Below are 15,034 nucleotides of genomic sequence, written 5' to 3'. Positions count from 1 at the left end.
CGATCTGGTGCCTCAACCTGCCGGTAGCTTCTGCCTTTTCATTGACACCCTCTCGACACGCCTACTTAACATGCATGCATAACCGCTGCCCTCCTCAGAGAAACAGGTCGATGGGTTGAACAGGCACCACTGGTGGCGTGACGCAGTGATCTATCAGGTGTACGTCCGCAGCTTCCTCGACAGCACCGGCGACGGCGTCGGCGATCTCGCCGGCGTCCGGGCCGGGCTGCCGTATCTGAAGAAGCTCGGCGTCGACGGGATCTGGCTGAGCCCCTTCTATCCCTCGCCGCAGCACGACCACGGCTACGACGTGGCCGACTACTGCGACGTCGACCCGCTCTTCGGCGACCTCGCCGAGTTCGACCTGCTGGTGGGCGCCGCGCGGCGGCTCGGCGTCAAGGTGCTGCTCGACATCGTCCCGAACCACTGCTCCAGCGAGCACCCCTGGTTCCGCGAGGCACTCGCCGCGGCTCCCGGCAGCCCGGCCCGCGCCCGTTTCCACTTCGCCGACGGCCGCGGCCCCGGCGGCGACGAGCCGCCCAACAACTGGCACGCGATGTTCGGCGGCCCGGCGTGGAGCCGGGTGACCGAGGCGGACGGACGGCCCGGCCAGTGGTACCTGCACATGTTCACGCCCGAGCAGCCCGACTGGAACTGGCGTGACCCGGAGGTCGCCGCCGAGTTCGACCGGGTGCTGCGCTTCTGGCTGGACCGGGGCGTCGACGGTTTCCGCATCGACGTCGCCGCCGGCCTCTTCAAACACCCGGAGCTGCCCGACTCGGACGACCCGGAGGCCGACGCCCGCACCCGCGACTCGGTCAACCCGCTCGCCTGGAACCAGCCCGAGGTGCACGACGTGTGGCGCCGCTGGCGCTCCATATGCGAGGAGTACACCGAGCGGGACGGCTGCGAACGCCTCCTCGTCGGCGAGGTGTCCGTCCCGACCGCCCGCGAGCACGCGCAGTACGTCCGCCCCGACGAGCTGCACCAGGCCTTCTTCTTCGACCTGCTCAGCGCCTCCTGGGACGCCGACGCCTTCCAGAAGGTCATCTCGGAAGCCATGCAGGACATCGCCGGGACCGGCTCGACCGTCACCTGGGTCCTCAACAACCACGACCAGGTCCGCACCGTCACCCGCTACGGCGAACCCGCCACCGAGGGCAGCGGCCTCGGCGCCGCCCGTGCCCGCGCCGCCGCGCTGCTGATGCTGGCCCTGCCCGGAGCCGCCTACATCTACCAGGGCGAGGAGCTCGGACTGCCCGAGGTCGTGGACCTGCCCGACGACGTGCTCACCGACCCGATCTTCCGCCGCACCGGCAGCCGGGCCCGCATCCGCGACGGCTGCCGGGTGCCGCTGCCCTGGTCGGGCCAGGCCTCACCGTTCGGCTTCACCCCGGGCGTGGAGAGCGCCAAGCCGTGGCTGCCACAGCCGGAGTACTTCGCCGAGTACGCCACCGACCGCGCCCTCGCCGACACCCGCTCCTTCTGGCACCTGTACCGCGACGGCCTGCAACTGCGGGCCCAGCTCCCCCAGTTGGGCGAGGGCACGCTGCGCTGGCTGGACGCCCCGCCCGGCGTCCTGGCCTTCGACCGCGGCGACGGCCTGGTCTGCGCCGTCAACTTCGGTACCGCCCCCACCCCCGCGCCGGTCTCCGGCTCCCCCCTGCTCGCCAGCGGCCCCTGCCCGCCCGGAGTGCTCTCCGGCTCGACCGCCGCCTGGTGGATCCGTACCTGAACCTCCGCAAGTCAACTTCCCCGAAGGGACATCAACGATGATGCGACGACGTACCACCCTGCTCACCGGCTGCACCGCCCTCGTCCTGGCGCTCGGCGCGACCGCCTGTGGCGGCGGACCCGTCTCGGCCGGCGGCGGCGACAAGGCGCTCAGCGGCCAGTCGATCACCGTGGCCGGTGTCTGGTCCGGCACCGAGCAGAAGAACTTCCAGAAGGTGCTGGACGCCTTCACCGAGAAGACCGGCGCCAAGACGCAGTTCACGTCCACCGGCGACAACGTCTCCACCGTCGTCGGCAGCAAGATCGAGGGCGGCAACGCCCCCGACGTCGTGATGGTCCCGCAGGTCGGCGTGCTCAAGCAGTTCGCGCAGAAGGGCTGGCTCAAGCCCCTGTCGAAGAAGACCGAGCAGGCCGTGGACGCCGGCTACGCGCCCGTGTGGAAGGAGTACGGCAGCGTCGACGGCACCCTCTACGGCCTGTACTTCAAGGCCGCCCACAAGTCGACCGTCTGGTACAGCCCCGACGCCCTCACCCAGGCCGGCGTGAAGCCCCCGAAGACCTACGACGAGATGCTGAAGGCCGGGCAGACCGTGTCCGACTCCGGCCTCGCCGCGTTCTCCGTCGCCGGGCAGGACGGCTGGACCCTCACCGACTGGTTCGAGAACGTCTACCTCTCCCAGGCCGGGCCCGAGAAGTACGACGCCCTCGCCGCCCACAAGCTGAAGTGGACCGACGCCTCCGTCGTCGACGCCCTCACCACCCTCGGCAAGCTCTTCAAGGACAAGCAGCTCATCGCCGGCGGGCAGAACGGCGCCCTGAACACCGACTTCCCCGGCTCGGTCGAGAAGGTGTTCGGCCCGGAGCCCGAGGCCGGCATGGTCTACGAGGGCGACTTCGTCGCCGGTGTCGCCAAGGACCAGTTCGGCAAGAAGGTCGGCCAGGACGCGAACTTCTTCCCGTTCCCGGCCGTCGGCGGCGGCGAGGCACCGGTCGTCAGCGGCGGTGACGCCGCCGTCGTCCTCAAGGACGGCAAGAACCAGAAGGCCGCCCAGGCCCTCCTGGAGTACCTCGCGACGCCCGAGGCCTCCGCCGTGTGGGCCGAGGCGGGCGGCTTCCTCTCCCCGAACAAGAAGGTCGACCTCGCCTCCTACGGCGACGACGTCACCCGCGCCACCGCCAAGTCCCTCGTCCAGGCCGGGGACTCGGTCCGCTTCGACATGTCCGACCAGGCCCCGGCGTCCTTCGGCGGCACGAAGGGCACCGGCGAGTGGAAGCTGCTCCAGGACTTCCTGCGCGACCCGTCCGACCCGAAGGGCACCGCGGCGAAGCTGGAGGCCGCGGCGGCCAAGGCGTACCAGGACTGATACGCCATGACAGAGACCCTCGTGAAAGAGACGAGTTCCCCGCCGCCCACCCCGGTCGCCGACCGCACCCGGCGACTGCGGCGGCGCGGGAAGATCATCGCCCTGTTGTTCGTGCTGCCCGCACTGCTGCTGCTCGGCGCACTCGTCGTCTACCCCGTGCTGTTCAGCATCGGCCGCAGCTTCTTCGACGCCTCCGGGACGAGCTTCGTCGGCGGCGACAACTACACCGAGATGTTCCGCGACCCGGCGACCCTCAAGGCCGTGCGCAACACGGCCATCTGGGTCGTCATCGCCCCGGCCCTGCTCACCGGCCTCGGACTGATCCTCGCCGTCCTGGTGGAGAAGGTCCGCTGGGCGACGGCCTTCAAGCTGCTCCTGTTCATGCCGATGGCGGTCTCCTTCCTCGCCGCCGGCATCATCTTCCGCCTCGCCTACGACGAGGACCCCGACAAGGGCGTACTCAACGCCGCGGTGGTCTCCGTCCACGACGCCTTCAAGGAGCAGTCCTCGTACCCGACGGCCCGCGGGCGTGACGGGCAGGGCCTGACGAAGGACAAGGACGGCTCGTACCGCACGAGTGCCGGCGTGTCGCCCGGGGACGCGGTGGCGCTGGGCCTCGTCGGCGTCCAGCCCGGCGACCTGCCGGGCGGTGCCGAGCCCGCGTACGCGGCGGCGGGGCGGAAGGCCGCCGCCGACGAACTGCGCGGTGTCGTCTACCTGGACTTCACGCCCGGCGGGGGAGGGGAACAGGGCAAGGTCGACCGGCGGGAGAGCGGACTGCCCGAGATGAAGGTCGAGGCGGTCCGCGACGGCGAGCAGGTCGCCTCGACCACCACCGCCGCCGACGGCTCCTTCCGCTTCCAGGGACTCGAAGCGGGCTCCTACGAGGTGAAACTGCCGTCGTCCAACTTCGCCCGGCCCTACGAGGGTGTCTCCTGGCTCGGGCCGGCGCTGGTCACCCCGGCGATCATCGGCGCCTACCTGTGGATCTGGACCGGCTTCGCCATGGTGCTGATCGGCGCGGGACTGTCGACGCTGCCCAGGGACGCCCTGGAGGCGGCGCGGATGGACGGCGCGAACGAGTGGCAGATCTTCCGCCGGATCACCGTGCCGCTGCTGGCACCCGTCCTGTCGGTCGTGTTCATCACCCTCGTCATCAACGTGATGAAGGTCTTCGACCTCGTCTACATCATCGCGCCCGGGCCCGTGCAGGAGGACGCGACCGTGCTCGCGACGCAGATGTGGCTGGTGTCGTTCGGCGGCGGCAACAACCAGGGACTCGGCAGCGCGCTCGGCGTGCTGCTCCTGCTGCTGGTCGTCCCGGCCATGGTGTTCAACGTCCGCCGCTTCCGAAGGAGTCAGCGATGAACGCGATTCGGCGCGGGTTGGGCAACGGGGCCGTCCAGGCCTTCCTCGTGGTGATCGGCCTGGTGTGGATGACGCCCCTGGCCGGGCTGTTCCTCTCCTCGCTGCGCTCCGCCGAGGACACGGCCAAGGGCGGCTGGTGGACGGTGTTCTCCAGCCCCGGGCAGCTGTCCTTCGACAACTACTCGGAGCTGCTGGGGAACGCCGGGATCACGCAGGCGTTCTGGAACACGGTGCTGATCTCGGTGCCGACGACGGTGCTGGTCGTGGTCGTCGCGGCGCTCGCGGGCTATGCCTTCGCGTGGCTGGACTTCCCCGGGCGGGAGGCGATCTTCCTGGTCGTGGTCGCGCTGCTGGTGGTGCCCGTGCAGATCGGGCTGCTGCCGGTCGCCAAACTCTTCGGACAGCTGGGCCTGTTCGGCACGATCCCCGGCGTCGTCCTCTTCCACGTGGCCTACGGTCTTCCCTTCGCGGTGTTCCTGCTGCGGAACTACTTCGCCGAGATGCCGAAGGAGATGCTGGAGGCGGCGCGGATGGACGGCGGCAGCGAATGGCGCATCTTCACGCGGCTCGTCCTGCCCGTGGGGCGGCCCGCGATCGCCTCCCTGGCCATCTTCCAGTTCCTGTGGGTGTGGAACGACATGCTGGTGGCGTTGCTGTTCGCGGACAGTGCGTCGCAGCCGCTGACCGTGGAACTGCAGTCCCAGATACGCCAGTTCGGAAGCAACATCGACGTCCTGGCACCCGGGGCGTTCGTGTCCCTGGTGGTTCCGGTGGTCGTGTTCTTCGCCTTCCAACGGCACTTCGTGCAGGGCGTGATGGCGGGGTCGGTCAAGTAGCGCATGCGTTTCGGGCCCCCACTTCGCCATGAAGTGGGGGCCCGAAGACGTTCACGCTGACGCCGGCGGATACAACGAACGCGGCAGTTGCGAAGCCGCCGCCGAGTCCAGCAGCCACAGCGTACGGCCGCGGCCGTACGCCCCCGCCGCCGGAGCCTGGATCTCTCCCGCTCCCGACAGGGCGATCGCCGCCGCCTGGGCCTTGTCCTCGCCCGCGGCCAGCAGCCATACCTCCCGCGCCGCTCGGATCGCCGGCAGTGTCAGCGTCACCCGGGTCGGCGGCGGCTTTGGCGCGCCGTGGACGCCGACCACCGTGCGGTCGGTCTCCCTGACCGCCGGCAACTCCGGGAACAGCGACGCGACATGCGTGTCCGGTCCGACGCCCAGCATCAGTACGTCGAACGTGGGCACGGGACCGTGGTTCTCCGGGCCCGCCGCCCGCGCCAGTTCCTCCGCGTACGCGGCCGCCGCCGCGTCCACGTCCGTGCCGTGCGGCCCGTTGGACGCGGGCATCGCGTGCACCCGCTTCGGATCGAGCGGTACCGAGTCGAGGAGAGCCTCCCTCGCCTGGGTGACGTTGCGCTCGGGGTCGCCCTCGGGCAGGAACCGCTCGTCGCCCCACCAGAGGTCGAGCCGGCTCCAGTCGATCGCGTCCCGCGCGGGCGCCGTGGCCAGTGCGGCCAGCAGGCCGTTGCCGTTGCGGCCGCCCGTCAGGACCACGGACGCCGAGCCCCGGGAGGCCTGCGCGTCCACGATCCTGGTGATCAGCCGGGCCGCCGCGGCCTGCGCCATCAGCTCCTTGTCGCGGTGCACGACCAGCTGCGGTGCCGTACTCACTTCGTCGTCGCCTTCCGTACCGGTTCCAGCTCGGGCGGTTCCCGCTTCACCGGTGCCTGCGCCGTCGCTTCCGCAGCGGGTGCTTTCGCAGCCGTTTCAACGGGAGCGGGGAGGGCGAGTCCTGCTCGCCCTTCACTTTTGGGCACCGACGGCACCGACGAGGAGGACTTCAGCCGGTCCACCCCGTACCGCAGGGCCGACGCGTACGTGTCGTCCGGGTCGAGCCGCCGCAGCTCCTCCGCCATCAGCTCGGCGGTCTCCCGGCGCTTGAGCGCCACGGCCCGGTCCGGCTGGCCCTCGATGGAGAGCGTCGCAAGGGAGCCGTCGGCGCGGTCCAGCGTGATCGGTCCGCAGTTGGTGTCCATCCGGACGGCCGTCAGACCGGGGCCGCCGGACAGCGAGCGCTTCACGGGGACGTCCAGCCGGTCCGCGAGCCACATCGCCAGCAGTTCGCAGCTCGGGTTGAACTCCTCGCCCTCCACCTCGACGGCCCGGACCTCGCAGGCAACCTGGTCGAGGGCCGCCGCGAGCATGGAGCGCCAGGGCGTGATGCGGGTCCAGGACAGGTCCGTGTCGCCGGGGGTGTAGGTCCCGGACCGGGTGGCCAGGTCCCGTACCGGCTGCTCGGAGGCGTACGTGTCGGTGACGCGGCGCTGCGCGAGGGCACCCAGGGGGTCCTTCGCCGGGTCGAGCGGCGCGTTCACCGGCCACCACACCACCACCGGGGCGTCCGGCAGCAGCAGCGGCAGCACCACCGACTGGGCGTGGTCGGCGACCTCTCCGTACAGGCGGAGCACCACCGTCTCACCGGAGCCGGCGTCCGCCCCGACCCGGACCTCCGCGTCGAGGCGGGACTGGGTGCGGTCGCGCGGTGAGCGGGAGACGCGCCGGATGACCACGAGCGTGCGCGAGGGATGCTCGTGTGCGGCGTCGCTCGCGGCCCTCAGCGCGTCGTAGGCGTTCTCCTCGTCCGTCACGATGACCAGCGTGAGCACCATGCCGACGGCCGGGGTGCCGATCGCCCGGCGGCCCTGCACCAGCGCCTTGTTGACCTTGCTGGCCGTGGTGTCCGTCAGGTCTATCTTCATGGCCGGCGCCAGCTCCGTCCGTGTCGCTCGAGCATTTCGTCCGCCTCGACGGGCCCCCAGGTACCGGCCTGGTACTGGGCGGGCTTGCCGTTCCGGTCCCAGTACTCCTCGATCGGGTCGAGGATCTCCCAGGACAGCTCGACCTCCTCGGTGCGCGGGAAGAGGTTCGAGTCACCGAGCAGAACGTCCAGGATGAGACGCTCGTACGCCTCCGGGCTGGACTCCGTGAAGGACTCGCCGTAGGCGAAGTCCATCGAGACGTCCCGGATCTCCATCGACGTGCCCGGCACCTTCGAGCCGAAGCGGACCGTGACACCCTCGTCCGGCTGGACGCGGATGACGATCGCGTTGGAGCCGAGCTCCTCGGTGGCCGTCGAGTCGAAGGGGGAGTGCGGGGCCCGCTGGAAGACGACCGCGATCTCCGTCACCCGGCGGCCCAGGCGCTTGCCGGTACGAAGGTAGAAGGGGACGCCCGCCCAGCGGCGGTTGTCGATCTCCAGCTTGATCGCGGCGTACGTGTCGGTCTTCGACGAGGCGTTGATGCCGTCCTCGTCGAGATAGCCGATCACCTTCGCGCCGCCCTGCCAGCCGGCCGAGTACTGGCCGCGCACGGTGTCCCGGCCCATGTCCTTCGGCAGGTGGTTCTGGATGACGTCACGGGCGGCGCCGATGCCGTCGTAGTAGCCGGCCCGGCCGCCGATGCCGATGTCCTCGGCCATGGTGATCTGCACGTGGTCCACGAAGGACCGGTTCCAGATCGGTTCGAACATCGTGTTGGCGAAGCGCAGGGCCAGGATGTTCTGGACGGTCTCCTTGCCCAGGTAGTGGTCGATGCGGAAGACCTGCTCCGGGGCGAAGACCTCGTGGACGACCTTGTTGAGCTCCTCGGCCGAGGCGAGGTTGTGGCCGAACGGCTTCTCGATGACCGCGCGCCGCCAGGACCCGCCCGTCTGGTCGGCCAGCTGGTGCTTCTTCAGCTGCTGGATGACCACCGGGAAGGCCGACGGCGGCACCGACAGGTAGAAGGCGAAGTTGCCGCCCGTGCCCTGTGCCTTGTCCAGTTCCTCGATCGTGGAGCGCAGCCGCTCGAACGCGTCGTCGTCGTCGAACGTGCCCTGCACGAAGCGCATGCCCTGGATGAGCTGCTGCCAGACCTCCTCGCGGAAGGGAGTGCGGGCGTGCTCCTTGACCGCGTCGTGCACCTCCTGCGCGAAGTCCTCGTGCGCCCACTCGCGGCGGGCGAAGCCCACCAGCGAGAAGCCCGGCGGCAGCAGACCCCGGTTGGCGAGGTCGTACACGGCGGGCATGAGCTTCTTCCGGGACAGGTCGCCCGTGACGCCGAAGATGACCAGGCCCGACGGCCCCGCGATACGCGGGAGCCGTCGGTCCGCGGGGTCACGCAGCGGGTTGCTGCTCGACACCTGTTCAGCCCTCCGAGGGGGCGAGGCGCTTGAGCTCGGCCTCGGTCGACTTCAGAAGGTCGGTCCAGGACGCCTCGAACTTCTCGACGCCCTCCTCCTCCAGCAGCCGGACCACGTCGTCGTACTTGATCCCGAGCTTCTCGACCGCGTCGAGGTCGGCGCGGGCCTGCTCGTACGTGCCGGCGACGGCGTTGCCGCGGATCTCGCCCTTCTCCTCCGTGGCGAACAGGGTCGCCTCCGGCATGGTGTTCACGGTGTTCGGAGCGACCAGTTCGTCGACGTACAGGGTCGGCTTGTACGCCTTGTCCTTGACACCGGTGGACGCCCACAGCGGACGCTGCTTGTTGGCGCCCGCCTTCTCCAGGGCGTTCCAGCGGTCCGAGGAGAAGACCTCCTCGTACGCCTGGTAGGCGAGACGGGCGTTGGCGACGCCGGCCTTGCCGCGGGCGGCCTTGGCCTCGTCGGTGCCCAGCGCGTCGATCCGCTTGTCGATCTCGGTGTCCACGCGGGAGACGAAGAACGAGGCCACGGAGTGGATCTGCGACAGATCCAGGCCGCGCTCCTTGGCCTTCTCCAGGCCGGTCAGGAACGCGTCCATGACCAGTCGGTAGCGCTCCAGCGAGAAGATCAGCGTGACGTTGACGCTGATGCCCAGGCCGATGGTCTCGGCGATGGCCGGGATGCCCGCCTCGGTCGCCGGGATCTTGATGAGCGTGTTGGGCCGGTCCACCAGCCAGGCGAGCTGCTTGGCCTCGGCGACCGTCGCCCTCGTGTTGTGCGCCAGGCGCGGGTCGACCTCGATCGAGACCCGGCCGTCCTGGCCACCGGTGGCGTCGAAGACCGGGCGCAGGATGTCGGCGGCGTCACGGACGTCCGCCGTCGTGATCATGCGGATGGCCTCTTCGACCGTGACCTCGCGGGCGGCGAGGTCGGTCAGCTGCGTGTCGTAGCCGTCGCCCTGCGAGATCGCCTTCTGGAAGATCGACGGGTTGGTGGTGACGCCCACGACGTGCTGCTGGTCGATCAGCTCGGCGAGGTTGCCGGACGTGATCCGCTTGCGCGACAGGTCGTCCAGCCAGATCGCCACGCCTTCCTCGGAGAGGCGCTTGAGTGCGTCTGTCATGGAAATTCCATCTCCTACGTGTCGTATATAAGCGTCAGCGCTGAGCTGCGGCGATCGATTCCCGCGCGGCGGCGGCCACGTTCTCGGGAGTGAAGCCGAACTCGCGGAAGAGGACCTTGCCGTCGGCCGAAGCACCGAAGTGCTCCAGGGAAACGATGCGGCCGGCGTCGCCCACGTACTTGTGCCAGGTGAGACCGATGCCGGCCTCCACCGCGACACGGGCCCGGACGGCCGGCGGCAGGACGCTGTCCCGGTACCCCTGGTCCTGCTGCTCGAACCACTCCACCGACGGCATCGACACCACGCGCGTGGGTACGCCGGCGCCCTGGAGCTGCTCGCGCGCCTCGACAGCGACGTGCACCTCGGAACCGGTGCCGATCAGAATGACCTCTGGCTCACCGCCGTCGGCCTCGAACAGGACGTAACCGCCCTTCGCTGCATCCTCGTTGGGCTCGTACGTCGGCACACCCTGACGGGTCAGCGCCAGTCCGTGCGGCTGGCCCTTGCCGAACTCCTTCGTCCAGCGCCCCAGGATCTCGCGCCAGGCGATGGCGGTCTCGTTGGCGTCCGCCGGGCGCACGACGTTCAGGCCCGGGATCGCCCGCAGCGACGCCAGGTGCTCGACGGGCTGGTGGGTCGGGCCGTCCTCACCCAGGCCGATGGAGTCGTGCGTCCACACGTACGTCACCGGCAGGTGCATCAGCGCCGACAGTCGCACCGCGTTGCGCATGTAGTCGGAGAAGACCAGGAACGTGCCACCGTAGATCCGGGTGTTGCCGTGCAGCGCGATGCCGTTCATCTCGGCGGCCATCGCGTGCTCGCGGATACCGAAGTGGATCGTGCGGCCGTACGGGTCCGCCTCCGGCAGCGGGTTGTCCGCCGGGAGGAAGGAGCTGGTCTTGTCGATCGTGGTGTTGTTGGAGCCGGCCAGGTCGGCCGAGCCGCCCCACAGCTCGGGGATGACCCCGCCGAGCGCCTGGAGGACCTTGCCGGAGGCGGCACGCGTGGCCACGCCCTTGCCGGCCTCGAAGACCGGGATCTTCTCCTCCCAGCCGGTGGGCAGCTCACCCTTGGCGACACGGTCGTACTCCGCGGCGCGCTCGGGGTTGTTGTCCCGCCACTGCTGGTACGCCTTCTCCCACACCGCGCGGGCCGCCTGGCCCCGCTCCAGCGCCCTGCGGGTGTGCGTGATGACCTCGTCGGCCACCTCGAAGGACTGCTCCGGGTCGAAGCCCAGGACCCGCTTGGTGGCCGCGACCTCGTCGTCGCCGAGCGCCGAGCCGTGCGCGGCCTCGGTGTTCTGCGCGTTCGGGGCCGGCCAGGCGATGATCGAGCGCATCGCGATGAACGACGGCCGGTCCGTGACGGCCTTGGCCTTCTGGATCGCCTCGAAGATCGCGGCCGGGTCCAGGTCGCCGTTCTCCTGCGGCTCCACCCGCTGCACGTGCCAGCCGTAGGCCTCGTACCGCTTGGCGGTGTCCTCCGAGACGGCCGTCTCGGTGTCGCCCTCGATCGAGATGTGGTTGTCGTCCCACAGCAGGATCAGGTTGCCGAGCTTCTGGTGGCCCGCGAGGGACGACGCCTCGGCGGAGATGCCCTCCTGGAGGCAGCCGTCACCGGCGATGCAGTAGACGAAGTGGTCGAACGGCGACTCGCCCTCGGCGGCCTCCGGGTCGAACAGACCGCGCTCGAAGCGGGCGGCCATCGCCATGCCCACCGCGTTGGCGACACCCTGGCCGAGCGGGCCGGTGGTCGTCTCCACACCGGTCGTGTGCCCGTACTCGGGGTGGCCGGGGGTCTTGGAACCCCAGGTACGGAAGGACTTCAGATCGTCCAGCTCCAGGCCGAAACCGGCCAGGTACAGCTGGGTGTAGAGGGTCAGGGACGAGTGGCCGGCGGACAGCACGAAGCGGTCCCGCCCGACCCAGTCGGCGTCCGCCGGGTCGTGCCGCATCACCTTCTGGAAGAGGGTGTAGGCGGCAGGCGCCAGGCTCATCGCCGTACCCGGATGGCCGTTACCGACCTTCTGTACGGCATCGGCGGCCAGGACACGCGCGGTGTCGACGGACCGCTGGTCCAACTCGGTCCACTCGAGGTCTGTGGTGGTCGGCTTGGTGCTCACCCTGGGTCAGGGCTCCTCTCCACATGTCGGAAGCCGGTGTATCGGGGCGCCCACCGGCCGCAGTCGAGCCTACCCCCGTGGGACGTGCGTTTTTTCGAGTCACTCCAGAGTGCCGGGGCTGATCCCGATCCGCCTCCTGACTGGGCCGTACCGCATTCGACAGGTGAATACGGAGCCGCTCATCCGGGTGCTCAATCGAGCTTCGGCGCGCACTTCGGAAGGCGCCTCCCAACACGACCCGACCCCCGCGAATGTCCGAGTCTGGGCAACGTCTAAAGTGGCGTGGTACGCGCGAGCCTTTACCGGGACTTCACAGGGGTGGGGCTTGCTGGGATGTCTCTGTAGGGGTGTGCGTGACGGCCGTTGAATCCCGTCCAGCGGGGATGATCGGGGCGGACCAGAGCCCGGCCCACCGGCCGCTCAGGGCCCGTGTCATGGCTTTCGTGGCTCTCACCAAGCCGCGAATCATCGAGCTGCTGCTGATCACCACGGTGCCGGTGATGTTCCTGGCGCAGCAGGGCGTGCCCGACCTGACACTGGTGCTGCTGACATGCCTCGGCGGCTACATGTCCGCGGGCGGCGCCAACGCGCTCAACATGTACATCGACCGCGACATCGACGCGCTCATGGACCGCACCTCGCAGCGTCCGCTGGTCACCGGCATGGTCAGCCCGCGCGAGTGTCTCGCCTTCGGCATCACCCTGGCGATCACGTCCACCTTGCTCTTCGGCCTCGCCGTGAACTGGCTGAGCGCCTGGCTCTCCCTCGGCGCGCTCCTCTTCTACGTGGTCGTCTACACGATGATCCTCAAGCGCCGTACCTCGCAGAACATCGTGTGGGGCGGCATCGCCGGCTGTCTGCCGGTGCTGATCGGCTGGTCCTCGGTCACGAACTCCATGTCGTGGGCGCCGATCATCCTGTTCCTCGTCATGTTCTTCTGGACGCCGCCGCACTACTGGCCGCTGTCCATGAAGGTGAAGGAGGACTACGCGCGCGTGGGCGTGCCGATGCTGCCGGTGGTCGCCTCCAACAAGGTGGTCGCCAAGCAGATCGTGATCTACAGCTGGGTCATGGTCGCCGTCTCGCTCCTGCTGCAGCCGCTGGGCTACACCGGCTGGTTCTACACGTCGGTCGCGTTGCTGACGGGCGGCTTCTGGCTCTGGGAGGCGCACGGCCTGCAGAACCGCGCGAAGGCGGAGGTGACGGGCGCGAAGCTGAAGGAGATGCGCCTGTTCCACTGGTCGATCACCTACGTCTCGCTGCTGTTCGTGGCGGTCGCGGTCGACCCGTTCCTGCGCTGACGTACGTCACACCGCCCTGCCCTCGCGAGTCGATCTACTCGTGAGTAGCATCCTGGGCATGGCAGACACGCAGCAGGTTGACCCGAAGGCCGAGCGCAAGGTGGCCCGGCTGGCCAAGCAGATCTCCGCCTTCTCGCAGGCCCACGGCGGCGCCGAGGGCCAGGTCGCCCACCTCGGCCAGCGCGGCGCCCGCATCGTCCTGGTCGGCGAGGACGGCAACTGGGGCGACCTGGTCGCCCCGTCCTTCGAGATCGCCGAGAAGGCCGTGGAGAAGTCGGGCATCACCCGCCACGAGTCCTTCGACGGCGAATTCGCGGCCAAGGTCAAGACGGGCCGCTACGAGTGGTCGCGCATGGCGGGCATCCAAGTAGGCGGTCCCAAGAACAACTGACCCTCACGGGGGCGCGGGGCTGCATCGATGTGCGGCTCCGCCGCGTGGGCGTGAGCGACCACATCCGGTCCGCAGCCGCCCGCTGACCCCCACCCCCTTCGGGACCGCGACCTCGAACCCGGTTCACCCGTTAGGACCCTTAGGAACAACAGGGTCCACCCCGGGGAGCCCGGATGATCGAAACGCCGTCCCTAGTGGACCAGTACTGCCACGGAGTACTCCGCACAGAGCTGGGCCTCGGCACCTTCGAGGCCCACCTCGGCCGCACCGAGGGCCCACCCGCCCCCGGCACCACGCTCTTCGACACCCAGACCGGCTTCGCCGTCAGGCGCTGGTGCCCACCCCTGCTCGGCCTCGAACCGCACTGCGCGCCCGCCCGCTACCTGGCCCGGCGCCGGGAACTCGGCGTCCTGGAATCCGGCCGCCGGCTCCTGCGCGCCAGCGGCATCACCACGTACCTGGTCGACACCGGCCTGCCCGGCGATCTCACGGAACCCGGCGAGCTGGCCTCCGCCGGAGCCGCCGAGGCCCGCGAGATCGTGCGCCTGGAACTCCTCGCCGAGCAGGTCGCCGACACCTCCGGAACCGTCGAGTCCTTCCTCACCAACCTCGCCGAGTCGGTGCACGCGGCCGCCGCCCACGCCGTCGCCTTCACCTCGGTCGCGGGCGTACGGCACGGCCTCGCGCTCGCGCCGGAGCCGCCGGGGCCGGGAGAGGTACGGGGGGCCGTCGGCCGCTGGCTCGCCGGGCGCGGGGTCGGCGGGGAGCTCAGCGACCCGGTGCTGCTACGGCATCTGCTGTGGAGCGCGGTCGCCTCGGGCCTGCCGCTCCAGCTGCACGCGGGGCTGGGCGCGCCGGGACTGCGGATCGACCGTACGGACCCGATGCTGCTGACGGACTTCGTGCGGGCCACGGCCGGGCTCGGCACGGACCTCGTGCTGCTGCACGGCTACCCGTACCACCGGCAGGCCGCCCATCTCGCCGGCATCTTCCCGCATGTCCACGTCGACTGCGGCGCCGCCCTGGTCCGCACGGGTGCCCGGGCCGCGACCGTCCTCGCGGAGCTCCTGGAGCTGGCCCCGTTCGGCAAGATCCTCTTCTCCACCGGCGCGCAGGGCCTGCCCGAGCTGCACGTGGTGGGCGCCCGCCTGTTCCGCGAGGCCATGGGGCGGGTGCTCGGCACCTGGGTCGCCGAAGGGGCCTGGTCCCTGGCCGACGCGCAGCGGGTCGCGGGGATGCTGGCGTCGGCGAACGCGCACCGGGTGTACGGGCTCGGCTAGGCCGTGTCCGCAAAGTCCCGTCGTCCGCCCGGAGGGCGGGCCCCGCGGCGTCTGGTGCGTTGCTCTCGGCGTGCCGGACGGAGACCTTCGTACTGGATGTACTTGGGTCTTCGCCCGGTGCGGCGAGAGTGCGTGCCAGGCGTCGCGGGGCAGGCGGGACTTTGCGGAC

The 15,034-nt window shown here is 70.1% G+C and carries 12 protein-coding genes; 7 read left to right on the top strand and 5 right to left on the bottom strand.

The window, feature by feature from the left end; all coding sequences use genetic code 11:
• Positions 1-115 precede the first annotated feature (115 nt).
• The 4 genes from IO24_RS0137210 to IO24_RS0137195 are packed head-to-tail and all read left to right on the top strand — an operon-like array spanning position 116 to position 5,302.
• Positions 116-1,735, top strand: a complete 1,620-nt coding sequence (locus IO24_RS0137210) for a glycoside hydrolase family 13 protein (protein ID WP_031143828.1) — start codon at positions 116-118, stop codon at positions 1,733-1,735.
• 37 nt (positions 1,736-1,772) lie between these two features.
• A complete protein-coding gene (locus IO24_RS0137205) occupies positions 1,773-3,098 on the top strand; it encodes an ABC transporter substrate-binding protein (RefSeq protein WP_031143826.1) in 1,326 nt (441 codons plus the stop codon).
• A gap of 6 nt (positions 3,099-3,104) precedes the next feature.
• On the top strand, positions 3,105-4,466 hold the full coding sequence (locus IO24_RS0137200; RefSeq protein WP_031143824.1) for an ABC transporter permease: 1,362 nt from the start codon (positions 3,105-3,107) through the stop codon (positions 4,464-4,466).
• Positions 4,463-5,302 (top strand): carbohydrate ABC transporter permease, encoded by an 840-nt coding sequence (locus tag IO24_RS0137195; RefSeq protein ID WP_031143822.1) that lies wholly within the window; start codon positions 4,463-4,465, stop codon positions 5,300-5,302. Before IO24_RS0137200 ends, IO24_RS0137195 begins: the two co-directional genes overlap by 4 nt.
• A 51-nt stretch (positions 5,303-5,353) precedes the next feature.
• Here the strand turns inward: IO24_RS0137195 and pgl are convergent, their stop codons facing one another.
• From pgl to tkt, 5 genes are read right to left on the bottom strand one after another with little or no spacing between them, the layout of a single operon-like run.
• Positions 5,354-6,139, bottom strand: a complete 786-nt coding sequence (gene pgl, locus IO24_RS0137190) for a 6-phosphogluconolactonase (RefSeq protein WP_031143820.1) — start codon at positions 6,137-6,139, stop codon at positions 5,354-5,356.
• Positions 6,136-7,227, bottom strand: a complete 1,092-nt coding sequence (gene opcA, locus IO24_RS0137185; RefSeq protein WP_031143818.1) for a glucose-6-phosphate dehydrogenase assembly protein OpcA — start codon at positions 7,225-7,227, stop codon at positions 6,136-6,138. The genes pgl and opcA overlap by 4 nt, the downstream gene beginning before the upstream one ends.
• The gene (locus IO24_RS0137180) at positions 7,224-8,648 is read right to left on the bottom strand and encodes a glucose-6-phosphate dehydrogenase (protein WP_031143816.1); all 1,425 of its coding nucleotides are present in this window, start codon (positions 8,646-8,648) and stop codon (positions 7,224-7,226) included. The genes opcA and IO24_RS0137180 overlap by 4 nt, the downstream gene beginning before the upstream one ends.
• 4 nt (positions 8,649-8,652) lie before the next feature.
• Entirely contained in the window at positions 8,653-9,771 is a 1,119-nt protein-coding gene (gene tal / locus IO24_RS0137175; protein ID WP_031143815.1) for a transaldolase, read from the bottom strand.
• A 34-nt stretch (positions 9,772-9,805) separates the two neighbouring features.
• Positions 9,806-11,893 carry a transketolase gene (tkt, locus tag IO24_RS0137170; protein ID WP_031143813.1) on the bottom strand — a complete coding sequence of 696 codons (2,088 nt, stop codon included), beginning with the start codon at positions 11,891-11,893 and terminating at the stop codon, positions 9,806-9,808.
• A 383-nt stretch (positions 11,894-12,276) separates the two neighbouring features.
• Between tkt and IO24_RS0137165 the strand changes: the two genes are divergently transcribed.
• The 3 genes from IO24_RS0137165 to IO24_RS0137155 all read left to right on the top strand — a co-directional run bounded on the left by IO24_RS0137165 (position 12,277) and on the right by IO24_RS0137155 (position 14,865).
• Positions 12,277-13,194 carry a heme o synthase gene (locus IO24_RS0137165; protein ID WP_199808916.1) on the top strand — a complete coding sequence of 306 codons (918 nt, stop codon included), beginning with the start codon at positions 12,277-12,279 and terminating at the stop codon, positions 13,192-13,194.
• Positions 13,195-13,252: 58 nt separating this feature from the next.
• The gene (locus IO24_RS0137160) at positions 13,253-13,585 is read left to right on the top strand and encodes a hypothetical protein (RefSeq protein ID WP_031143809.1); all 333 of its coding nucleotides are present in this window, start codon (positions 13,253-13,255) and stop codon (positions 13,583-13,585) included.
• 173 nt (positions 13,586-13,758) lie between these two features.
• On the top strand, positions 13,759-14,865 hold the full coding sequence (locus IO24_RS0137155) for an amidohydrolase family protein (protein ID WP_031143807.1): 1,107 nt from the start codon (positions 13,759-13,761) through the stop codon (positions 14,863-14,865).
• The last annotated feature ends 169 nt before the right edge of the window (positions 14,866-15,034 follow it).

Origin of the sequence: Streptomyces flavovariabilis (assembly GCF_000725785.1) — a bacterium.
Classification (GTDB): domain Bacteria; phylum Actinomycetota; class Actinomycetes; order Streptomycetales; family Streptomycetaceae; genus Streptomyces; species Streptomyces hawaiiensis.
Note: the sequence above shows the minus strand (reverse complement) of the source record. Positions and strands in the feature narration are given on the sequence as shown.

Bases quoted from the DNA above. Each gene is read 5' to 3' on its own strand.
- IO24_RS0137160 (WP_031143809.1), top strand. From the start codon at position 13,253: ATGGCAGACACGCAGCAGGTTGACCCGAAGGCCGAGCGCAAGGTGGCC.
- IO24_RS0137195 (WP_031143822.1), top strand. From the start codon at position 4,463: ATGAACGCGATTCGGCGCGGGTTGGGCAACGGGGCCGTCCAGGCCTTC.
- opcA (WP_031143818.1), bottom strand. From the start codon at position 7,227: ATGAAGATAGACCTGACGGACACCACGGCCAGCAAGGTCAACAAGGCG.
- IO24_RS0137165 (WP_199808916.1), top strand. From the start codon at position 12,277: ATGATCGGGGCGGACCAGAGCCCGGCCCACCGGCCGCTCAGGGCCCGT.
- IO24_RS0137155 (WP_031143807.1), top strand. From the start codon at position 13,759: ATGATCGAAACGCCGTCCCTAGTGGACCAGTACTGCCACGGAGTACTC.
- IO24_RS0137200 (WP_031143824.1), top strand. From the start codon at position 3,105: ATGACAGAGACCCTCGTGAAAGAGACGAGTTCCCCGCCGCCCACCCCG.
- tal (WP_031143815.1), bottom strand. From the start codon at position 9,771: ATGACAGACGCACTCAAGCGCCTCTCCGAGGAAGGCGTGGCGATCTGG.
- IO24_RS0137205 (WP_031143826.1), top strand. From the start codon at position 1,773: ATGATGCGACGACGTACCACCCTGCTCACCGGCTGCACCGCCCTCGTC.